The sequence below is a fragment of the Anoxybacillus sp. ST70 genome (genome assembly GCF_019553625.1).
Taxonomy (GTDB): Bacteria; Bacillota; Bacilli; order Bacillales; family Anoxybacillaceae; genus Anoxybacillus; species Anoxybacillus gonensis.
The window spans coordinates 341,414-361,482 of sequence record NZ_JAHZOF010000002.1; the positions used below are offsets into that span (position 1 = coordinate 341,414).

At 41.7% G+C, this 20,069-nt stretch carries 25 protein-coding genes; 17 read left to right on the forward strand and 8 right to left on the reverse strand.

All coding sequences use genetic code 11. The annotated features are described in order from the left end of the window. Window positions 1-22 precede the first annotated feature (22 nt). The 3 genes from motB to pssA all read right to left on the reverse strand — a co-directional run bounded on the left by motB (window position 23) and on the right by pssA (window position 2,220). Window positions 23-778, reverse strand: a complete 756-nt coding sequence (gene motB, locus K1I43_RS04835; protein ID WP_019416873.1) for a flagellar motor protein MotB — start codon at window positions 776-778, stop codon at window positions 23-25. After that, window positions 762-1,562 carry a flagellar motor stator protein MotA gene (motA, locus tag K1I43_RS04840; RefSeq protein ID WP_026011531.1) on the reverse strand — a complete coding sequence of 267 codons (801 nt, stop codon included), beginning with the start codon at window positions 1,560-1,562 and terminating at the stop codon, window positions 762-764. Before motA ends, motB begins: the two co-directional genes overlap by 17 nt. A gap of 118 nt (window positions 1,563-1,680) precedes the next feature. Beyond that, window positions 1,681-2,220, reverse strand: a complete 540-nt coding sequence (gene pssA, locus K1I43_RS04845) for a CDP-diacylglycerol--serine O-phosphatidyltransferase (RefSeq protein WP_009374081.1) — start codon at window positions 2,218-2,220, stop codon at window positions 1,681-1,683. A gap of 124 nt (window positions 2,221-2,344) precedes the next feature. Here pssA and K1I43_RS04850 point away from each other — a divergent pair, with 124 nt between their 5' ends. Beyond that, window positions 2,345-3,142 carry a phosphatidylserine decarboxylase gene (locus K1I43_RS04850; RefSeq protein ID WP_019416874.1) on the forward strand — a complete coding sequence of 266 codons (798 nt, stop codon included), beginning with the start codon at window positions 2,345-2,347 and terminating at the stop codon, window positions 3,140-3,142. An 11-nt stretch (window positions 3,143-3,153) separates the two neighbouring features. Here K1I43_RS04850 and sda read toward each other — a convergent pair whose 3' ends face one another. Next, window positions 3,154-3,294: a sporulation histidine kinase inhibitor Sda gene (gene sda / locus K1I43_RS04855; protein WP_009374076.1), complete on the reverse strand. Its 141-nt coding sequence runs from the start codon at window positions 3,292-3,294 to the stop codon at window positions 3,154-3,156. 278 nt (window positions 3,295-3,572) lie between these two features. On the opposite strand from sda, the gene K1I43_RS04860 reads away from it, so the two are divergent. From K1I43_RS04860 to K1I43_RS04895, 8 genes are read left to right on the forward strand one after another with little or no spacing between them, the layout of a single operon-like run. Continuing rightward, window positions 3,573-4,085, forward strand: a complete 513-nt coding sequence (locus K1I43_RS04860; RefSeq protein WP_009374074.1) for a YqeG family HAD IIIA-type phosphatase — start codon at window positions 3,573-3,575, stop codon at window positions 4,083-4,085. A gap of 5 nt (window positions 4,086-4,090) precedes the next feature. Beyond that, window positions 4,091-5,194 carry a ribosome biogenesis GTPase YqeH gene (gene yqeH, locus K1I43_RS04865; protein ID WP_026011532.1) on the forward strand — a complete coding sequence of 368 codons (1,104 nt, stop codon included), beginning with the start codon at window positions 4,091-4,093 and terminating at the stop codon, window positions 5,192-5,194. 19 nt (window positions 5,195-5,213) lie between these two features. Continuing rightward, complete coding sequence (aroE, locus tag K1I43_RS04870) at window positions 5,214-6,041, forward strand: shikimate dehydrogenase (RefSeq protein ID WP_019416876.1); 828 nt, start codon at window positions 5,214-5,216, stop codon at window positions 6,039-6,041. Further along, on the forward strand, window positions 6,035-6,328 hold the full coding sequence (gene yhbY / locus K1I43_RS04875; protein WP_009374068.1) for a ribosome assembly RNA-binding protein YhbY: 294 nt from the start codon (window positions 6,035-6,037) through the stop codon (window positions 6,326-6,328). Before aroE ends, yhbY begins: the two co-directional genes overlap by 7 nt. 10 nt (window positions 6,329-6,338) lie before the next feature. After that, on the forward strand, window positions 6,339-6,905 hold the full coding sequence (locus K1I43_RS04880) for a nicotinate-nucleotide adenylyltransferase (RefSeq protein ID WP_026011533.1): 567 nt from the start codon (window positions 6,339-6,341) through the stop codon (window positions 6,903-6,905). Then, window positions 6,895-7,470 (forward strand): bis(5'-nucleosyl)-tetraphosphatase (symmetrical) YqeK, encoded by a 576-nt coding sequence (gene yqeK / locus K1I43_RS04885; protein ID WP_009374066.1) that lies wholly within the window; start codon window positions 6,895-6,897, stop codon window positions 7,468-7,470. Before K1I43_RS04880 ends, yqeK begins: the two co-directional genes overlap by 11 nt. After that, window positions 7,467-7,823, forward strand: a complete 357-nt coding sequence (rsfS, locus tag K1I43_RS04890) for a ribosome silencing factor (protein ID WP_009374065.1) — start codon at window positions 7,467-7,469, stop codon at window positions 7,821-7,823. The genes yqeK and rsfS overlap by 4 nt, the downstream gene beginning before the upstream one ends. After that, window positions 7,820-8,560, forward strand: a complete 741-nt coding sequence (locus K1I43_RS04895; protein ID WP_019416878.1) for a class I SAM-dependent DNA methyltransferase — start codon at window positions 7,820-7,822, stop codon at window positions 8,558-8,560. The genes rsfS and K1I43_RS04895 overlap by 4 nt, the downstream gene beginning before the upstream one ends. A 51-nt stretch (window positions 8,561-8,611) precedes the next feature. Here K1I43_RS04895 and comER read toward each other — a convergent pair whose 3' ends face one another. Next, a complete protein-coding gene (comER, locus tag K1I43_RS04900) occupies window positions 8,612-9,445 on the reverse strand; it encodes a late competence protein ComER (protein WP_019416879.1) in 834 nt (277 codons plus the stop codon). Between the two features lie 77 nt (window positions 9,446-9,522). On the opposite strand from comER, the gene K1I43_RS04905 reads away from it, so the two are divergent. The 3 genes from K1I43_RS04905 to K1I43_RS04915 are packed head-to-tail and all read left to right on the forward strand — an operon-like array spanning window position 9,523 to window position 12,874. Continuing rightward, window positions 9,523-10,113, forward strand: a complete 591-nt coding sequence (locus K1I43_RS04905) for a helix-hairpin-helix domain-containing protein (protein ID WP_019416880.1) — start codon at window positions 9,523-9,525, stop codon at window positions 10,111-10,113. A 46-nt stretch (window positions 10,114-10,159) separates the two neighbouring features. Next, entirely contained in the window at window positions 10,160-10,627 is a 468-nt protein-coding gene (locus K1I43_RS04910; protein ID WP_009374060.1) for a ComE operon protein 2, read from the forward strand. A gap of 18 nt (window positions 10,628-10,645) precedes the next feature. Continuing rightward, a complete protein-coding gene (locus K1I43_RS04915; RefSeq protein WP_026011534.1) occupies window positions 10,646-12,874 on the forward strand; it encodes a DNA internalization-related competence protein ComEC/Rec2 in 2,229 nt (742 codons plus the stop codon). Between the two features lie 48 nt (window positions 12,875-12,922). Here the strand turns inward: K1I43_RS04915 and K1I43_RS04920 are convergent, their stop codons facing one another. Next, window positions 12,923-13,057 (reverse strand): YqzM family protein, encoded by a 135-nt coding sequence (locus K1I43_RS04920; RefSeq protein ID WP_003393868.1) that lies wholly within the window; start codon window positions 13,055-13,057, stop codon window positions 12,923-12,925. Between the two features lie 239 nt (window positions 13,058-13,296). On the opposite strand from K1I43_RS04920, the gene holA reads away from it, so the two are divergent. Beyond that, the gene (gene holA / locus K1I43_RS04925; RefSeq protein ID WP_026011535.1) at window positions 13,297-14,277 is read left to right on the forward strand and encodes a DNA polymerase III subunit delta; all 981 of its coding nucleotides are present in this window, start codon (window positions 13,297-13,299) and stop codon (window positions 14,275-14,277) included. A gap of 9 nt (window positions 14,278-14,286) precedes the next feature. Here holA and K1I43_RS04930 read toward each other — a convergent pair whose 3' ends face one another. Beyond that, window positions 14,287-14,970: a Crp/Fnr family transcriptional regulator gene (locus K1I43_RS04930; RefSeq protein ID WP_026011536.1), complete on the reverse strand. Its 684-nt coding sequence runs from the start codon at window positions 14,968-14,970 to the stop codon at window positions 14,287-14,289. Window positions 14,971-15,029: 59 nt separating this feature from the next. After that, window positions 15,030-15,296: a 30S ribosomal protein S20 gene (gene rpsT, locus K1I43_RS04935; RefSeq protein WP_004889444.1), complete on the reverse strand. Its 267-nt coding sequence runs from the start codon at window positions 15,294-15,296 to the stop codon at window positions 15,030-15,032. Window positions 15,297-15,487: 191 nt separating this feature from the next. On the opposite strand from rpsT, the gene gpr reads away from it, so the two are divergent. The 4 genes from gpr to lepA all read left to right on the forward strand — a co-directional run bounded on the left by gpr (window position 15,488) and on the right by lepA (window position 20,062). Beyond that, on the forward strand, window positions 15,488-16,591 hold the full coding sequence (gene gpr, locus K1I43_RS04940; protein WP_020424507.1) for a GPR endopeptidase: 1,104 nt from the start codon (window positions 15,488-15,490) through the stop codon (window positions 16,589-16,591). Window positions 16,592-16,655: 64 nt separating this feature from the next. Beyond that, complete coding sequence (spoIIP, locus tag K1I43_RS04945) at window positions 16,656-17,825, forward strand: stage II sporulation protein P (protein WP_019416884.1); 1,170 nt, start codon at window positions 16,656-16,658, stop codon at window positions 17,823-17,825. Window positions 17,826-17,834: 9 nt separating this feature from the next. Continuing rightward, window positions 17,835-18,140 carry a YqxA family protein gene (locus K1I43_RS04950; protein ID WP_019416885.1) on the forward strand — a complete coding sequence of 102 codons (306 nt, stop codon included), beginning with the start codon at window positions 17,835-17,837 and terminating at the stop codon, window positions 18,138-18,140. Window positions 18,141-18,235: 95 nt separating this feature from the next. After that, window positions 18,236-20,062, forward strand: coding sequence for a translation elongation factor 4 (gene lepA, locus K1I43_RS04955; protein WP_009374047.1), 1,827 nt, complete (start codon window positions 18,236-18,238; stop codon window positions 20,060-20,062). Window positions 20,063-20,069 lie beyond the last annotated feature (7 nt).

Here is a 20,069-nt window from a genome sequence, read left to right on the forward strand (position 1 = left end):
AGCGAGGGGGGCTCCCTCGCTTTTATTGTGCAGGTTCTTGCGGCATAATTAAAATTTCTACCCGTCGGTTTTTCGCGCGTCCTTCAGGTGTAGCATTTGAGGCGATCGGTTTAAACTCTCCATACCCTTTTGCGCTAAATAACTGCGGGTTTAATCTTGTATTTTCAAGCAATAGTTTCATAAAGTTGACGGCGCGCATAACGCTTAATTCCCAGTTGGAAGCAAATTTCGCATTGTTGATCGGCACGTTGTCGGTATGTCCGCTAATGACGATGTTGCGCGGCGGATTCATGACGAGCAAGTTCGATATTTTTTTTGCGACATCGCGATATTGTGGCTTAATATCAGCGCTGCCTGAGTCGAACAACACATCGTTCGCAATCGTTACAAGCAATCCTTCTTCTGTCATCGCGACAGACAATTCTCCGCTTAATTGATTCGTTTTGACGTATTCGTTAAATTTACTTTGAATCTTTTTTAATTCCTCGTATTCTTTTTTTGAAATTTTGACATACGGCTTTTGACTTGGAGAGTCTTTAATGACCGAATCTATTTTTTCCCTATCCATCGGGCTCAAATATTGTAGTGCCCCAGTTCCTCCTGTTAGTATGCTATTGAAAGATTTGGCGATTTGCTGGAATTTTTCTGAGTCAATTTGGCTACTAGCAAATAATACGATAAATAGTGCTAATAACAGTGTTAATAAATCAGCGTATGGAATTAGCCAACTTTCATCTATATGGTCTTCATGATGATGTTTTTTATGCTTTTTCGCCATTATTCTGAGCTCCTTGTCCTAAAAGTTTTTGACGTTCGCTCATCGGTAAATAAGAAGCTAATTTTTGTTCAATCGCTCTAGGTGCTTGTCCTTCAATGATTGAAAGCACGCCTTCAATCATCACTTGACGTACTTTCACTTCTTCTTTTGACTTGCGTTTTAATTTGTTCGCAAATGGATGCCAAAGAACGTATCCTGTAAAAATTCCCATGAGCGTCGCAACGAACGCCGCACTAATTGCGTGACCAAGACGATCAATATCAGACATATCCTGCAAGGCAGCGATCAATCCGACGACGGCCCCAAGTACCCCAAGCGTTGGAGCATATGTACCGGCTTGGGTAAAAATTGTTGCGTTTGCTAAATGACGCTCTTGCATTGCTTCAATTTCTTCAGTCATCACGTCACGAATAAATTCTTGTGACTGTCCATCAATGGCTAAACTTAATCCGTTGCGTAAAAATGGGTCATCGATTTCGGCCACTTTTGCTTCTAGCGCTAACAGCCCTTCGCGGCGAGCGATGTTTGCCCATTCGACAAACAACGGAATGAGTTCTTCAATTTTTGGCGTTTTTGGTTCTTTAAAAATGACCCCGAATAACTTTGGCACTTTCGCAATTTCTTTCGTTGGAAAGGCGATCGTGACGGCGGCCGCTGTCCCTAACAAAATGATTAAAATCGCCGCAGGGTTAATGAGCACAGCCGGACTTACTCCTTTAAACATCATTCCGACACCCACCGCAATAATGCCAAGAATGAGTCCGATTAAGGACGTACGATCCATATTTATCACCTCTAGTTGTAGAATGAAAAATAAAACCAAATTTATCATATAATTTATACGGGTATTTGAAAAGGGAAATTTGTACGAAAAAAACCCTTGAAGTGGAAAGCTTCAAGGGTTACATTTTCTTTAATCGGAATGAACCGACCATTAAAAGAGAAAGCGTAAAAATAATAAAAATAAAGACGTAAGGTGGGAAGTAATGAATTGTTAAATAACTAAGCGTCAATAAACAACCTGCCGCCGTGATCGGCAAACCGGTAAAATATCCGTTGCTTTCCGTAATGTTAAATCGTGCTAGGCGAAAAGCACCGCAACCGATATAAAAAATCGTAAAAAATGAGCCGGGTGCGCCAAATTCGTGCAATAATCCTTGATAAAGTAATAGTGCAGGTGCTACTCCAAATGATATAATATCACTCATTGAGTCCAATTGTTTCCCTAAGTCAGATTCAATATTCATTTTCCGAGCGACCGTTCCGTCAAAACGATCGGCAAGTGCTGCCAAAAAAATAAACAATACAGAGACGTTTAGCTGGCCTTTCACCGCAAATAAAATCGCAAAGCCTCCTAGGCTTAAATTTGTCAACGTCAATACGTTTGCCGTATGCGCTTTAAGTTTTTTAATGGTATGATCAATATAATCGGATAAAAACATACACGTTCACTCCTTTATTAAAATCGTGACAACCCACTTGCCAAAAATATCACTCGGTTACTAATATTTTATTGATAATAAGCAAACTAGTAAAGGACATTCTTTACTTTAGGAGGGAAAGTCGTTGGTCAAATGGCTATATCGCCTGTTTATTGAATTAACAAATCATCCTTTGACATCGAAGTGGCTTGCTTCGTTTACGCGCTCAAAATGGAGTCGGTGGGTTATTCCATCTTATGCGAAAGTATATAAAGTAGATGAAGAAGAAATGGAAAAAAAGTTGCACGAATATGAAACGCTTCAACAATTGTTCGTCCGATCGCTAAAAAAAGGACTTCGTCCGATCGATGAACACCCAGATAGTGTCGTAAGCCCTGTCGATGCCGTTATTGAAGATGTCGGCATCATTACAGACAAAAAAGAAATCATCGTGAAAGGAAAAACGTACTCCATTCGTGAGATGCTTGGCGATGATCGGATCGCTGAAAAGTATTTGCATGGAACGTTTATTATTTTGTATTTAAGTCCAAGCCATTATCATCGTATTCATAGCCCAATATGTGGGGAAGTTGTGAAGCAGTGGGAGCTCGGTGGCAAGTCATACCCTGTCAACCGTCTCGGATTGAAATATGGCAAAGATCCACTTTCTAAAAATTACAGAAGAATTACTGAACTGTGTACAAATGGTATGCATACAGCCATTGTGAAAGTCGGAGCGATGTTTGTCAACAGCATTGAATTAACACATGAACACAACTATGTGAACAAAGGCGAAGAAATCGGATATTTTTCGTTCGGTTCAACAGTAGTGTTATTGTTTGAAAAGGGCGCCTTTACGTTAGATGAACAAATTATTCCGCCGCTTGAAGTAAAAATGGGGCAACGTCTTGGATTTTTTGCGCAAAAGAAAAAGAGCCAGTAACTGAAGGCTCATTACGAAGACTGTTTAATTTTATGGTCAAGACGGCGACGGAAAATTTCTCTTTCAATGAGTTGAATAAATTCTTTGCTTAATTGTAATTCTTTTGCTTTGTAGTATGACTCAATTAACAAGTCGTCAGGCAAACATTTCATTTTTTCGCCTCCTTGGTATACACGGAAAAATGTATACATATAATGGTAGGTTTATCTTCACTTTATCATAAATCAAAAATAAGAACAATTGTTCTAATTATCCACATGTGTTGGTGGATAAGTTGTGGATTTGTTGTTTATAACGATGAGGAAATGTTGAAAAATGAATGTGGATCATGTGCATAAAGTTATCCACATGATATGAAAAATATCGGATTTTGTCGAAAAATTTTACAATTTGTTTATTTATGTAAAAAAGAGAGAAGGAATGAGAACGTATGTTAAAATATTTTTTGCCGAACGAACATGCGAAAAGTATTTTTGAAATTACTCCAGAACATTTAAAACAAAAAGGAATAAAAGGAATTATTACAGATTTAGATAACACGTTAATTGAATGGGATCGTCCGCTTGCGACGCCTGATGTTGTTCGTTGGTTTGAACAAATGAAACAAAGCGGCATTCAAGTCACCGTCGTATCCAATAACAATAAAAAGCGAGTGGAAGCGTTTGCTAAGCCGCTTGGCATTCCGTTTATTTTCGAAGCGCGCAAGCCGTTAACGCGAGCGTTTCAACAAGCGTTGCGCGACATGAAGTTGAAAAAAGAAGAAGTTGTCGTCATTGGCGATCAACTTCTCACCGATGTGTTTGGCGGCAATCGGCTCGGGTTACATACGATTTTAGTCGTTCCTGTTGCACAAACAGACGGTTTTTTCACTCGTATAAACCGAAACATTGAACGAAAAATCTTAAATATGATGCGAAAAAAAGGTATGATTCATTGGGAGTGATGAAGATGAGTGAACAAATGATTTGTATTGGATGTGGAGTAACGATTCAAACGGAAGATGAAACGAAAATCGGATATGCGCCCCCTTCAGCGCTAGAGAAAGATCCGGTGATTTGTCAGCGCTGTTTCCGATTAAAACATTACAACGAAGTGCAGGACGTCTCGTTAACGGATGACGACTTTTTAAACATTTTGCACGGCATCGGACAAGCAGACGGATTAGTCGTGAAAATTGTTGATATTTTTGATTTTAACGGTAGCTGGCTGCCGGGACTACATCGATTTGTCGGGAAAAAAGATGTGCTGCTTGTCGGCAACAAAGTCGATTTATTGCCGAAATCCGTCAAACATGAAAAAGTGACGCGCTGGATGAAACAATCGGCTCGCGAACTCGGTTTACAGCCACGCGATGTTTTTTTAGTGAGCGCCAATAAAGGCTACGGAATGAAAGAAGTGATGGCAGCGATTGATGAATATCGAAACGGAAAAGACGTGTATGTCGTCGGTTGCACGAACGTTGGAAAATCAACGTTTATTAATCGCATCATTAAAGAAGCGACAGGAAAAGGAAATGTCATTACGACATCGTATTTCCCGGGAACGACGCTCGATATGATTGAAATACCGCTCGATGACGGCTCGGCTCTTTATGATACGCCGGGAATTATTAACCATCATCAAATGGCGCATTTCGTCGATAAAAAAGATTTAAAAGTCATTACGCCAAAGAAAGAAATTAAACCGAAAGTGTATCAATTAAATGAACAACAAACGTTATTTTTCGGAGGGCTAGCTCGGTTAGATTACGTAAGCGGTGGAAGACGTCCATTTGTATGTTATATGTCAAATGAATTGTTTATTCATCGAACGAAGCGTGAACATGCAGATGAGTTGTATGAGAAACATCTTGGAGAGTTGTTGCAGCCGCCGCGCAAAAGCTATTGCGAGCAATTGCCGCCGCTCGTTGCCCACCATTTCACATTAAAAGAACCGAAAACAGATATTGTTTTTTCAGGGCTCGGTTGGGTGACATGTCATGAACCTGGTGCTCATGTCGTTGCATACGCGCCAAAAGGCGTCGGTGTGATGTTGCGCAGATCGCTCATTTAACAAAGAGGGGGAGAGGAACTTGAAATTATTTGCGCTAATCGGCTGTCCTGTTCATCATTCCTTATCACCGCTTATGCATAACGATGCGTTTCAATCGTTGCGTATCGATGCGCATTATCATGCGTTTCATGTTGAGCCTCACCTGTTAAAAGAGGCGGTGCAAGGGTTAAAAGCGTTACAATGTGCAGGATTTAATGTGACGATTCCGCATAAAACAGCAGTGATGGCGTATATGGATGAACTTGATGAAACGGCAAAACAAATGGGAGCCGTCAATACAGTCGTCAATGAAAATGGGAAGTGGATTGGTTATAATACAGATGGTGAAGGATTTGTCCGAGCGTTATGTGAGCAAATGAACATTGAATTGTCCGGTGCGCGCATTTTGCTTGTCGGCGCAGGCGGGGCGGCGCGCGGCATTTATTTTACTCTTTTGAAACATCGTGTGTCTGCCGTTGATGTATGTAATCGCACGGCAGGAAAGGCAGAGACGTTTATTGAAAAACAAATATCTTCTGTTTACTCGCTTGAGGAAGCAGAGGAACGTTTAGGGGAGTATGATATCATTATTAATACAACGTCTGTCGGCATGTATCCACATGTCGATGCGATGCCTATTTCTCTTCAAACGTTAAAAAAGGGGACGATCGTCAGCGATATTATTTATAATCCGCTGATGACAAAATGGCTGCAAGAAGCAAAAGAGAAGGGTGCGCGCGTGCAAAACGGCGTCGGCATGTTCGTTTATCAAGGTGCCCTAGCGTTTGAAAAATGGACAGGAATTTTTCCAGATACAAAACGAATGGAACAAGTTGTGATGCAACAGTTAGGAGGAAAAACATGTTAACAGGAAAACAAAAACGATTTTTACGTTCTTTAGCTCATCATTTAACGCCGATTTTTCAAGTCGGAAAAGGCGGCGTGAACGACAATATGATTAAACAAATTGCCGATGCGCTTGAAGCGAGAGAGCTGATTAAAGTGAGCGTATTAAAAAACTGCGAAGAAGAAAAAGAAGTGATTGCAGAGCAGCTAGCGAGCGGAGCAGGGGCGGAAGTCGTCCAACTGATCGGTCATACGATTGTATTATACAAAGAGTCTCGTGAACGAAAGCAAATTGTGTTACCAAAATAGGAGCGGTGCAGTGAAAAAAGTAGGCATTTTAGGTGGGACGTTTGATCCGCCTCATTATGGGCATTTATTAATTGCGGATGATGTACGAACGGAATTAAAGCTCGATGAAATATGGTTTATGCCAAACTACATTCCGCCGCATAAAGATAAAAAGGTGACTGATCATGTGCATCGCGTCAATATGTTGCGTATGGCGATTGCCAATGACCCACATTTTCGCGTTGAAACGATTGAATTAGAACGGAAAGAGCGATCGTATACGTACGACACGATCGTTTTGTTAAGAAAAAGACATCCGCATACGACATTTTACTTCATTATTGGCGGAGATATGGTCGAATATTTGCCGCATTGGTATCGCATTGATGAGCTCGTTCAACTCATTCAATTTGTCGGCGTGAAACGTCCGGGCTATTCGCTTTGTACGCCGTATCCGATTATCGAAGTGGACGTGCCGACGTTTGCGGTTTCTTCTTCGCTCATTCGCGAACGTATCCAAAACGGAAAAAGCGTGACATATTTGTTGCCAGAAGCGGTTCAATTATATATAAAGGAGAATCGATTGTATGAAACGTGAAGAGGCGTTAGCTATCGTGCGCAAGCAATTAAAAGAACAGCGGTACGTTCATACGGTAGGTGTGATGGAAACAGCTATTGAGCTAGCAAAATTGTACGGAGCTGATGTTCAAAAGGCGGAATTAGCTGCCATTTTTCACGATTACGCAAAATTTCGCACGAAAGAAGAAATGAAGCGCATCATTGTAGAACAACAAATGCCGCAAGACTTGTTGGCATATAGTCCGGAATTATGGCATGCGCCTGTTGGGGCATATTTAGTACAAACGGAAGTCGGCATTCAAGATGAAGAGATTTTGCAGGCGATTCGTTATCATACATCAGGGCGACCAAATATGACATTGCTTGAAAAAATTGTGTATATCGCCGATTATATTGAGCCGAATCGTTCGTTTCCGGGCGTTGATGAAGTGCGGGCGCTAGCGCGAGAACATTTAGATCATGCGCTTTTCCGTGCGCTTCAAAATACGATTCAATTTTTAATGGACAAACGCGAGCCCATTTACCCAGATACGTTTCATACGTATAATGATATAGCAAAAAAATTAAAGGGGGTTTCATCGTGACAGAACGAGACATTTTACGCATCGCAGTAAAAGCAGCAGATGAAAAAAAGGCAGAAAACATTGTAGCATTAAATATGAAGGGCATTTCGCTCGTTGCTGATTATTTTATGATTTGTCACGGCAATTCGGATAAACAAGTACAGGCGATTGCGCGTGAAATTAAAGAAAAAGCGGAAGAACACGATGTTGTCGTCAAACGTGTTGAAGGATTTGACGAAGCGCGTTGGATTTTAGTGGATTTAGGAGATGTCGTCGTCCATGTGTTTCATAAAGAAGACCGCGAATATTATAATCTCGAACGGTTATGGGGCGATGCGCCGCTTGAACAAATTGAGAGTGATCTTGGGGCATGACGTACGAACGGTTTGCGAGTTGGTATGATCAATTAATGAGCGATGCCCCATACGATGCATGGTGTGCTCTCGTCGAACGGGCGGTGTCATCTTACCGAACGGGAAAGCGAATTCTTGATCTCGGATGCGGTACGGGGGAACTCGCCCTTCGCTTAGCTGAAAAAGGATTTGATGTGACAGGTGTTGATTTATCGGAACAAATGTTGGTGATTGCGCAAATGAAAGCGCAAGAACGTGGAGTTAATCTTTCATTTTTTCAGCAAGATATGTGCGACTTTGGTCCGTTTGAGCCGTTTGATACGATCGTCATTTTTTGCGATTCACTCAATTATTTGTTGCAAGAAGAAGATGTGATCGCTACGTTTTCGCGCGTATACGATCAATTGAAGCCAGATGGGTTGTTTTTATTTGACGTTCATTCTTTATTTAAAATGGAAAACGTCTTTTTACACCACGGGACGTTTGCGAGTAATGATGACCAAGTAAGCTATATATGGAACTGTTATCCGGGCTCGTGGCCGCATAGTGTCGAACATGAATTGACGTTTTTTGTTCGATTAGAAGAAGGGGTATATGAGCGAGTTGACGAAATGCATGTGCAGCGAACGTACGATGTTGAACGATACGTGACGTGGTTAAAGCAAGCTGGTTTTCGCTTGTTGCACGTATGGGCGGATTTTACAGAACAACAGCCGACAAATGAAAGCGAGCGCATTTTTTTCATTGCGCAAAAATAAACGTCCCAAAAGTGTTCTCTTTTGGGACGTTTTATTTTAGAAGGATTTTTTTTATTCATCGCGAATATGATCGATTTGTTGGCGCACCTTTTCTTTTTCTTCGTCAAATTTTTCATGCGTTTTTTGAAAAATATGAACGAACAAGTCCCCGACTTCTTTTTCTAACACGTCAATGCCAGCTCCTGTAATGCCACCTTTGACACATACTTTCTCCTGTAATGTCGGTAACGTATACAATTGTTTCTCAAGCAAAGCACCTAGTCCGATCATCATTTCTGTCGCTAACATCGTTGCTTGTTCGTTTGTAATGGCTGTTTGTTGAACGGCTGCATCAATAAATTTTTGAATTAAGTAGCTGAAAAAGGCTGGTCCACAGCTCGTTAAATCAGAAGCGATGCGCGTAATAGGCTCGTCTATGTATATTGGACGAGAAATGCAACGGAATAGCCGTTCAATTGTCGCTCTCTCTTCTTTTGTACAACGCTCGCTTACGGTAATGAGAGAGCTTCCCGCAAGTGCCCGATTCGTAATGCTTGGAATGACGCGAGCAACGCTACACGGTACGAGCGATTCGAGCTGTTGAACGGAAATCGGGCTCGTAATTGACACGATGCAATGATGGTCGGTCAAATGTGGCCGTAATTGTTTTAAAACGGCTGGCATATGTAGCGGCTTTGTGCAAATGAAAATAATCGTTGCATGTTTTGCTATTTCTTCGTTCGTTTGTATGACATGAACGTTTGGATAACGTTGTTGTATACTGTACGCTTTTTCAAGCGTTCGATTCGTAATGAATAGTTGTTCTTGCTTCACAGCATTGCCGTTAATAAACGATTCAATTAAAATTGTTCCCATGTTTCCTGTTCCGATAAACCCTATATTCAACGGTACTCCCCCCTTATCCGTCACCACTATATGTCATATGTATGCGACGATGACACGTTTTATGAAAGGGTGAACGTATGAAGTGGATAAAAACGTATGAGCGTTGGATATATATTGGGGCACTTGTCATTGGAGTGATCATTTGGGTGACGCAACAAGACGAAACGACGATACAACCGTTGCCTTTCGAACAAAATGAACAACAAGTAGAACAACAAGCGGAGAAACAAGAAGAGGAAACGTCTGTTTTTGTCGATGTAAAAGGAGCGGTTAAACGAGCCGGAGTATATGAAGTCGCAGCAACAAGCCGCATTCGAGATGTGATTGAAATGGCAGGAGGATTAACAGAAGAAGCGGATGAAACGAAAATCAATTTGGCGATGAAAGTGCATGATGAAATGGTCATTTACGTGCCAAAAAAAGGCGAAGAAATAAGCGAACTAGCGGACATGCATACGATAGATCAATCAAACGGAAAAGTAAACATTAATACAGCCACAGCAGAGCAATTGCAAACGCTGCAAGGCATCGGTCCGGCAAAAGCATCTGCCATTATTGCATATCGCGAAGAGCACGGACCGTTTCAAAAAGCGGAAGATTTGTTGAATGTGAGCGGAATCGGGGAAAAATCGTTTGAGAAAATAAAAGAACAAATTGTCGTGCGTTAAAATTGGCGATAAACTAAAGGCATAATGGACAAGGGGGAGAAACAACATGAAACGAATTACATGGGATCAATATTTTATGGCACAAAGCCATTTATTAGCGTTGCGTAGCACATGCACGAGGCTAGCGGTCGGAGCAACGATCGTGCGCGATAAACGTATCATTGCAGGGGGATACAACGGCTCAATCGCAGGTGGAGCGCATTGTATAGACGAAGGATGTTATGTCATTGACAACCATTGCGTGCGCACCATTCATGCGGAAATGAACGCCATTTTACAATGTGCGAAGTTTGGTGTGCCAACAGAAGGGGCGGAAATATACGTCACTCATTTTCCTTGTTTACAATGTTGTAAAGCGATTATTCAAAGCGGGATAAAAGCTGTTTATTATGCGAACGACTATAAAAACCATCCGTTTGCTTTGCAATTGTTTGAACAAGCAGGAGTAACGGTCAAGCACGTTCCTTTTGATGTGGAATCTATTCCGACATTTTTACACGCGAAGGGGAGATGATGTATCGTTTACGTAGCAATGGCGGCCGTTTTGGCCGTCCTGTCTATATTGACAAAATCGGTTGTTTGCTTTTTGCTTTCGGTCGTGTACCATTTGTTTTTGCTTTGGCGGAAGCGGGCGCTGTTGATCGTTTGTGCTAGCGCATATTTGTTTTTTCTGTTATGGAGCAATTGGATCGATCGACATAACGTGACGACGCTTTCAGGACATGAAACAGCGCTGTTTGTGCGATTTGTTGCTCCGATTCATATCGATGGGGATCAAATAAAAACGGTTGTACAATGGAAGCATGAACGTCTGCAACTTATTTATCGCCTTCGTACGGAAGAAGAAAAATACGAATGGGATGCCCTTCAAATTGGTACGGCCTGTTTGGTGAAAGGAGCGCTTGAACAACCATCTTTACCGACGAATCCGTATGCTTTCAATTATCGCCAGTATTTGTTTTATCATCGCATCCATTGGATCGTTCGTCCAGCTTCACTCGAACGGTGCATGCGCACACATGTGACATGGGTGGAACGATTGCAAATCGTTCGTCAACAAGGCATTCGCTACATTCAAGATCATTTCCCTCGCGACGTTAGCGCGTTTATGCAGGCGCTAATTTACGGTGAACGAAGCGATATAGAGCCAACTGTTCTTTCGAGCTATCAAAAGTTAGGGCTTATTCATTTGCTAGCGATTTCAGGTTTGCATATGACATTGCTTGCTGGTGGTTGTTTTTATTTATTCATTCGCTTCGGGATCACACGGGAACGAGCAACCGTGATTTTATTATGTTGTATTCCTTTATACGTCATTTTATCAGGGGCTGCTCCGTCAGTAATGCGTGCAGCAGTCATGACAAGTTGTTTCCTTCTCTTTTCCTCTCGCCTTCGTACGCTTGATGCATTAAGCGTCGCTTGTCTTCTTTTACTACTAAAAGACCCGTATATCATATTTCATCTCGGTTTTCAATTATCTTTTCTCGTTTGTTTTGCGTTAATTATTTGTTCTTCGTTTATTCAACATGAACGTTCCGTCATTCGTCAGTTGTTTATGACATCGTTTATTGCACAAATGGGCGCGTTGCCGCTTTTGCTTTATCATTTTTACGAAGTTTCCATTTTATCGATTCCATTAAACGTCATGTTTGTTCCGCTTTATTCTTTTGTCATTTTGCCGCTCTCATTTCTCGCGTGGTTTATCCACGTCTTTATGCCGTTTGTTAGCCCGATCATCACATATGTATTGACGTTTGTGATTGAACATGCAAACAAGCTTGTCACTTCATTAGCAGATTCGTTTTTGCTCACCCTCGGTCGTCCGCCGACGTGGCTATTGATCGCTTATGTGATCTCGATTGCTCTCTTTTTTCTTTCGTTTGAGTATAAACAAATCGTCTTTCGCTTTTCGTTTAGTTTTGTCATCATCGTTCATTTCCTTTGGCCGTTTTTTCGTCCGAGCGCTGAAGTCGTTATGTTAGACGTTGGGCAAGGAGATAGTATATATATCGAACTGCCGTATCGAAAGGCGATTTATATGATTGATACGGGCGGAACGATGTCATTTGGCGATGAGCCGTGGAGAAAAAGGAAGCAATCGTTTCGCGTCGGTGAAGATGTCATCGTTCCGTTTTTGAAAGCAAAAGGGGTTCGTGCTCTTGATGCGCTCATTGTGACACATGGCGATTTCGATCATATCGGGGATGCGAGCGATGTATTGAATGCTGTCCGTGTGCGAAAACTGTTTGTCGGTATGCACAAAAATGATTTGCTGCAAACGGTCATGGCACATGCGATCAATAAAGGGACGCATGTACAAATAGTGAAAAGTGGCGATCGTTGGACGGTTGGTCAAGCGCAATTTCACATTCTTTCTCCATTTGGAAATGAAGAGACGACAAATGATGGTTCCATCGTGCTGTATGCGTTTATGGGAGGGGCATATTGGCTATTTACAGGTGATTTAGAAGAAAAAGGGGAACAACAACTCATCACGATGTATCGCTCATTGCCTGTTGACATATTAAAAGTCGGACATCACGGAAGTAATACATCGACATCTGAGCCGTTTTTACAACATATTCGTCCGAAAGTGGCGCTTATTTCCGTCGGACGTCGCAATCGATACGGTCATCCGCATCGTGAAGTGATTGATCGTTTGCGTGCCTATCATGTTCGTACGTTTCGTACCGATGAACATGGTGCGATCGTCATTCGTTTTTCGAAACGGATAAGCACCATTCAAACCTTTTCACCATAAAATGCAAGAAAAAAGAGACTGCAACATGCAATCTCTTTCGGGTGTTCATTATGCACCAAAAAATTTTACAAGTGTAGCAATAATGAACATAGTGGCGAAAAAGCCGAATGATACGATGAAGCCAACAGCCGAGTCAACGGCATCGTTGCGCGTACATTGAACGTTTTTTTCAAATTCGTTCATGACCATCCCTCCTATTTTCTCACCATTAGTATAAGGGAAAAGAGAAAGAAAATCTACATCGTTGACAACAGTTGTCACAAATAGTTCGTGCAAGATCGGAAAAGATAAAGATACCCGTTGGATAAATAAGTTCCTAGGGCTTGTTTTCCAACGTTTAAATAAATGGGAGTTGGCGATTTTCATCTGCTAACTCCCTTGTAAAATGCTCCGAAACGTTGTATGTTCTTTAAAGAAAATGGATGAAGAATGGGGAAGAGAACATGGAACAACTATATGTCATATATGGCACGGAGCATTTTTTAATGAAGCAAGCATATGAACAAATTGTTCGCCGAGCGTTGTCAGATGAAGAACGTGAATGGAATGTTAGTACATACGACTGTGAAGAAACACCGATTGAAGTGGCGCTTGAAGATGCGGAGACGCTTCCGTTTTTCGGTGAGCGAAAAATCGTCATTGTGAAGCAACCGTATTTTTTAACGGCGGAAAAAGGAAAAGAAAAAGTCGAGCACGATATGAAACGATTGGAAGCTTACATAGAAAAGCCCGCGCCGTTTTCTAGTATCATTTTCGTTGGAACGTATGAAAAGTTAGATGAGCGGAAAAAAGTGACGAAAGCGTTATTAAAAAAAGCGCATGTGATCGTTGCTAAACCGCTCAACGAAAAAGAATTAAAACAATGGGTAAAAGGACAATGCCAAATCGACGATGATGCGCTAGATATGTTGTTGACATTAGCTGGTACGGATTTAGCTACGTTGGCTAGCGAAATCGAAAAGCTCATGCTTTTCGCTGAACATCGTTCCATCACAGTAAACGATGTTCGATTGCTTGTGTCGCGCACGCTTGAACAAAATGTATTTACCCTTGTCGAACAAATTGCTAAGCGAAACGTCCCAGCTGCGTTGCAAACGCTTCAAGATTTGTTGCGCCAAAATGAAGAACCAATTAAGCTTGTTGCTCTATTAGCAAGCCAATTTCGGCTTATTTATGAAGTGAAGGAACTGATGAAAACAGGATACGGTCAACAACAAATCGCCTCGATGTTAGGTGTTCATCCGTTTCGCGTAAAAGTGGCGGCAAGTTATGCGAACGGATTTTCAGAGCAACAGCTTATGAGCATTTTATACGATTTAGCGGAAACGGATTATGCGCTAAAAAGTAGCGCAATGGATAAGCAGTTGTTATTGCAGTTGTTTTTCTTAAAGTTGCAGCGGTAGAGCGTTCCTCTACCGCTTTTGTTGTAACGCATCGACATCGATCATATAGTAGCCATCATCGTCTGTCGTAATGATTCCTTGCTGTTTGAGTTGGCTTAGTACGCGGCTAACCGTTTCGCGCGCAGCGCCAATCATATTGGCTAATTCTCGAGTTGTGAGCAATGTTTTCAGACGATAACGGCCGTTCATATACACGCCGTTTGTTGTTGCTAATCGAATGAAAAGCCGCGCCAATTGTTCAGCTGTATTGTGAAAGGCTAGTTCTTCTAATCGTGTTTGCAATTCGATAATTTTTTCGCCCATGATGCGAAACAGTTTGATGCATAGTTGTGGATAGCAAATGAGCGTTTGTTCGAATTGTTCAATCGGAATGACAATCAGTGTCGTTTCCTCCATCATTTCTGCATGTGCCGGATACGAGCCGCGTCGAAAAAAGCCGGTGTGTGGAAACATATCTCCCTCTTGTAAAATAGATACAATTTGTTCTTTTCCACTTACATCTGTTTTGTAAATTTTCACCGTCCCACGAGCGATAAAAAAGACGCGATCAAGCGGCTCTCCTTGCATAAACGCAAGCATTTTCGGCTTATACGTCCGGACGGTTGCGATATGTACAAGCGCCTCCAATTCTTCATCGGACAGTTGGGAAAATAACGAAATCATTTTTAATTGTTGCTTGACCCAATGAAACATATGCATCCCCTCCCAAAATGGAAAAAACAGCTTGCCGCGTATGACAAGCTGTTTTTTCATTATGCTGTAATGCTGTTTAATTTTTTCGCTAAACGTGATTTATAGCGATTTGCAGCATTTTTGTGGATTAAGCCTTTGCTAGCTGCTTTGTCAATTTTTTTCGTTGCAAATGCGAAAGCTTCTTTTGCTTTTTCCACGTCTTTTAACTCAACAAGCGCTTCAAACTTTTTAATTGCTGTGCGCATTGCTGATTTCATAGATGCGTTATGAGCGCGACGCTTTTCGCTTGTTTTTGCACGTTTAATTGCAGATTTAATGTTTGCCATTTTTTTCACCTCCGTTAACCGATCGCAAATATATACGTTCAATACGCGACAGTTCGATGAACAATAAGAACAAGTGATATTCTACCAAACTGCTCTTAATTATGCAATAGGGCAAAGGCGGAAAAGTGCGATTGTATGAAAAAGGAGGAAAATGGATAAAACAAATGATAAAAAATGATGGAGGAGACTGTATGATCGATTTACGTCCATATAATGTCCGAACGGATTTAGCCATTGAAGCGCACGAAATAGCTATGGAAGAACGATTGCAAAATGAACAACAAACGTCACTTGAAGGGGTATTTATTCGCGATTGGGAAGAAGATGGCGTTCATTTTTCGTTTGTCGAAGTAACAGAGGAAGGTGCAAAAACGTTAGGAAAAAAAGCTGGAAAATATTTAACGATTGAGGCGCAAGGGATTCGAACACAAGACACGGATTTGCAACAAAAAGTGGAGAAGCTATTCGCCAAACATTTTTATACGTTTTTACAGCAGCTTGGCATTTCAAAAGAAGCAAGTTGTCTTGTCGTCGGGTTAGGGAATGCGGAAGTCACCCCTGATGCGCTCGGTCCGTTAGCTGTATCGAATTTAGTTGTGACGCGCCATTTATTTCAACTGCAACCTGAAAGTGTTCAAGACGGATTTCGCTCGGTAAGTGCGCTCGCTCCAGGAGTAATGGGGATGACTGGAATTGAAACGAGCGATGTCATTGCAGGCATTGTTGAAAAAATTCAACCGGATTTTATTATTGCAATTGATGCGTTAGCTGCGCGTTCGATTGAACGAGTAAATGCTACCATTCAAATTTCTGATACAGGTATTCACCCAGGATCTGGGGTAGGGAATAAGCGAAAAGAGCTCAGTAAACAAACGTTAGGCATTCCTGTTATTGCAATTGGCGTCCCAACGGTCGTTGATGCTGTATCGATTGCAAGCGACACGATTGATTTATTGTTAAAACATCTCGGCCGCGAGATGAAAGAAGGCAATCGAGCAGCTCGTGCTCTTGCGCCAGCGAGTCTCGTATTCGGAAAGAAAAAAAAGTTGACGGAAGAAGATTTACCGAATGAGTCAGATCGTTCTGCTTTTTTAGGGATGGTCGGCATGCTTAATGAAGAAGAAAAAAGAAAGTTGATTTATGAAGTGCTTGCCCCGATCGGCCATAATTTAATGGTTACGCCAAAAGAGGTCGATGTATTTATTGAGGAAATGGCAAACATATTAGCGAGCGGTTTGAACGCCGCGTTACATCATCGCATTGATCAAGAAAACGTTGGGGCATATACGCATTAGTTTTTCGTTCTATCTTTCAAAGCGCTGTCATATTGATAGAGTAGACAAGCTTTGAAAGGGTGGAGTGAAGAAAATGATGGTGACCGTTCACGGAACAAGTATAAAAAAGTGGATTATATTCATTTTGTTTACGTTTATCAGTACGATAACAGTTGTCGCGACAATGACAGCGACGTCGACATATCGCCTTTCTTCTTCTTCTGTTCATGAAATGACGAATCGCTTTGCTGCAGAATCGCTTGTATATGTACTTTCATTTGAAAATGTGTATTTTCGTGAGATGCTCCCGAAAGAAAAACAGCAACTGCCGTATTCTACATATTTTTTTCAAATGACAACGAGCGTGAATTTTCACGATCTGCGCAGTTTGTTAGGACGGGAGTTACCCGGCTTTTCACTGTATGATAGCGAAATTATTTTAGCTGGTGAAGGAACGAACTTTACAAACATTCCGTACGAGTCACCCCCTCCGTTAGAAGTGTTGTTAGCTGAGCGAGAAGCAGCGCAAGAGCAGCTTCAGGAGGAAGAAACGCCTCCGGCTCCTGCCCCTTCACAAACGACAGGTGGGAAGAAAGTTGTTTATATTTATCATACACATACGCAAGAATCGTATTTGCCTGCATTAAAAGGGGTGACGAACCCTAACTTCGCCCATCATCCGACTGTGAATGTAACAAAAGTCGGAAAAAAATTAGGAGAAGAACTAGAGAAGCGCGGCATCGGTGTTGTTGTTGATACGACCGATTTTATCGGGAAATTGTTAAAAAATAATATGGAATATTATCAAGCGTATGATATGTCGCGTAAAACGGTTGTTGAAGCGATGGCAAACAATCGTGACGTTCAATATTTAATTGACATTCATCGTGATTCTCGACGCCGCAATGATACGACGGTGACGATTAACGGCGTTGACTATGCGAGAGTGTCGTTTATTATCGGCGGCGAGAATGCAAAGTATGAAAAAAACTTACAGCTTGTGACGAAATTGCACGAACTGCTTGAAAAAAAATATCCTGGGCTAAGCCGCGGAACATTCGAGAAAAAAGGGGTCGGAACAAACGGGAAATTTAATCAAGATTTATCGGAAAATGCGATTTTAATCGAATTTGGCGGTGTGGATAATACGTTTCAAGAATTGTATCGAACAGCATCAGCTGTAGCAGATGTATTTAGCGAATATTATTGGCAAGCAGAAAAAGTAAATGCGACACAACCGGCAGAAAAAAAGTAGGTGAGTAAGATGGTAAGATTTACGATTCAAAGTTTACTCATCGCCGTCATTTTTTTAGTAGGTGTATTGCTCGGCATGCAGCAAGCGAACGAAGGGATGCGCAAAATGAAAGGGTATAACGATCCATCGCTTGAGCGAGTTGTACACGTATCAAAAGATGAAACGATCGTGCTTGGGCAATCGATTGAAGAAAAAAAAGAAAAGCTGCAACAAATGGAAACGTTTAACATGTTTTCGAAAGCGGGACAAAAACTTGCGATGTTCGTTCATTCGCTCGTTGAACATATGCTTTCATTTATGCAAAAGGCGGGATAACGATCCGCCTTTTCATTATTTTGCGTTGAATATTGCAAACGTTGTTGCTATAATCAAAGCTAGCGTATTTCGGAAATTATAGGAGTGGAACATAGATGAATCGTGAAGAGAGACTAAAAAGAAGGGATCGCATTCGCAACTTTTCCATTATTGCACATATCGACCACGGCAAATCTACGCTTGCTGACCGCATTCTTGAAAAGACGGGTGCGCTATCTGAGCGCGAGATGAAAGAACAAGCGCTCGATTCAATGGAGTTAGAGCGCGAGCGTGGCATTACGATTAAATTAAATGCAGTCCAGCTTCATTACAAAGCGAAAGATGGAGAAGATTACATTTTACATTTAATTGATACACCTGGTCACGTCGACTTTACGTACGAAGTGTCGCGTAGTTTAGCGGCGTGTGAAGGGGCGATTTTAGTCGTTGACGCGGCGCAAGGCATTGAGGCTCAAACGCTTGCTAACGTATATTTAGCGATTGATAACAATTTAGAAATTTTGCCGGTCATTAATAAAATTGATTTACCAAGTGCGGACCCTGAGCGTGTTCGTCAAGAAATTGAAGATGTGATCGGTCTTGACGCATCAGAAGCTGTATTAGCATCAGCGAAAGTTGGCATTGGAATTGATGAAATTTTAGAGCAAATTGTTCAAAAAATTCCTGCCCCATCTGGAGATCCAGATGCACCGCTTAAAGCGCTTATTTTCGACTCGCTTTATGACCCGTATCGCGGCGTTGTCGCATATATTCGCGTCGTAGAAGGAACGGTGAAAGCAGGTCAAAAAATTAAAATGATGGCGACAGGAAAAGAATTTGAAGTCGTTGAAGTCGGGGTATTCACACCGAAAGCGAAAATCGTTGATGAATTGACCGTCGGAGATGTCGGCTACTTAACGGCATCGATTAAAAACGTAAGCGATACGCGTGTTGGGGATACGATTACGCATGCGGACAATCCAGCAAGTGAACCGCTTCCAGGGTATCGTCGCTTAAATCCGATGGTATTTTGCGGTTTGTATCCAATCGATACAGCGCGCTACAACGATTTGCGTGAAGCGTTAGAAAAGCTCCAGTTAAACGATGCGGCATTGCAGTTTGAACCAGAGACGTCCCAAGCGCTCGGTTTCGGTTTCCGATGCGGCTTTTTAGGGCTTTTGCATATGGAAATTATTCAAGAGCGATTAGAGCGCGAGTTTAACATTGATATTATTGCGACAGCGCCAAGTGTTATATATAAAGTATATTTAACGGACGGAACAGAGTTAGCAGTCGATAACCCGTCAAACATGCCAGATCCACAAAAAATTGATCGCGTCGAAGAGCCGTACGTGAGAGCAACGATTATGGTACCGAACGACTACGTCGGTCCTGTCATGGAACTATGCCAAAAGAAACGCGGCATTTTTGGCGATATGCAATATTTAGACGAGCGACGTGTGACGCTCACATATGAATTGCCGCTTGCTGAAATTGTGTACGATTTCTTTGACATTTTAAAATCGAGCACGAAAGGATACGCATCGTTTGACTACGAGTTGATTGGCTATAAGCCGTCTAAACTTGTAAAAATGGACATTTTATTAAACGGTGAAAAAGTCGACGCTTTATCGTTTATTGTTCATCGCGATTCAGCATACGATCGCGGAAAAGTTATCGTTGAAAAGTTAAAAGATTTAATTCCGCGTCAACAATTCGAAGTACCTGTGCAAGCTGCTATCGGCAATAAAATTATTGCGCGCTCAACAATTAAAGCGTTGCGCAAAAACGTATTAGCGAAATGTTACGGTGGGGACATTTCACGTAAGCGGAAGTTGCTTGAGAAGCAAAAAGAAGGGAAAAAGCGCATGAAACAAGTCGGCTCCGTTGAAGTGCCGCAAGAAGCGTTCATGGCTGTGTTAAAGATGGACGATCAAAAATAAACCGCAG

Bases quoted from the DNA above. Each gene is read 5' to 3' on its own strand.
- motB (WP_019416873.1), bottom strand. From the start codon at position 778: ATGGCGAAAAAGCATAAAAAACATCATCATGAAGACCATATAGATGAA.
- motA (WP_026011531.1), bottom strand. From the start codon at position 1,562: ATGGATCGTACGTCCTTAATCGGACTCATTCTTGGCATTATTGCGGTG.
- pssA (WP_009374081.1), bottom strand. From the start codon at position 2,220: ATGTTTTTATCCGATTATATTGATCATACCATTAAAAAACTTAAAGCG.
- sda (WP_009374076.1), bottom strand. From the start codon at position 3,294: ATGAAATGTTTGCCTGACGACTTGTTAATTGAGTCATACTACAAAGCA.
- K1I43_RS04860 (WP_009374074.1), top strand. From the start codon at position 3,573: ATGTTAAAATATTTTTTGCCGAACGAACATGCGAAAAGTATTTTTGAA.
- yqeH (WP_026011532.1), top strand. From the start codon at position 4,091: ATGAGTGAACAAATGATTTGTATTGGATGTGGAGTAACGATTCAAACG.
- yhbY (WP_009374068.1), top strand. From the start codon at position 6,035: ATGTTAACAGGAAAACAAAAACGATTTTTACGTTCTTTAGCTCATCAT.
- yqeK (WP_009374066.1), top strand. From the start codon at position 6,895: ATGAAACGTGAAGAGGCGTTAGCTATCGTGCGCAAGCAATTAAAAGAA.
- K1I43_RS04895 (WP_019416878.1), top strand. From the start codon at position 7,820: ATGACGTACGAACGGTTTGCGAGTTGGTATGATCAATTAATGAGCGAT.
- K1I43_RS04905 (WP_019416880.1), top strand. From the start codon at position 9,523: ATGAAGTGGATAAAAACGTATGAGCGTTGGATATATATTGGGGCACTT.
- K1I43_RS04910 (WP_009374060.1), top strand. From the start codon at position 10,160: ATGAAACGAATTACATGGGATCAATATTTTATGGCACAAAGCCATTTA.
- K1I43_RS04915 (WP_026011534.1), top strand. From the start codon at position 10,646: ATGGCGGCCGTTTTGGCCGTCCTGTCTATATTGACAAAATCGGTTGTT.
- K1I43_RS04920 (WP_003393868.1), bottom strand. From the start codon at position 13,057: ATGAACGAATTTGAAAAAAACGTTCAATGTACGCGCAACGATGCCGTT.
- holA (WP_026011535.1), top strand. From the start codon at position 13,297: ATGAAGAATGGGGAAGAGAACATGGAACAACTATATGTCATATATGGC.
- K1I43_RS04930 (WP_026011536.1), bottom strand. From the start codon at position 14,970: ATGTTTCATTGGGTCAAGCAACAATTAAAAATGATTTCGTTATTTTCC.
- rpsT (WP_004889444.1), bottom strand. From the start codon at position 15,296: ATGGCAAACATTAAATCTGCAATTAAACGTGCAAAAACAAGCGAAAAG.
- gpr (WP_020424507.1), top strand. From the start codon at position 15,488: ATGATCGATTTACGTCCATATAATGTCCGAACGGATTTAGCCATTGAA.
- K1I43_RS04950 (WP_019416885.1), top strand. From the start codon at position 17,835: ATGGTAAGATTTACGATTCAAAGTTTACTCATCGCCGTCATTTTTTTA.
- lepA (WP_009374047.1), top strand. From the start codon at position 18,236: ATGAATCGTGAAGAGAGACTAAAAAGAAGGGATCGCATTCGCAACTTT.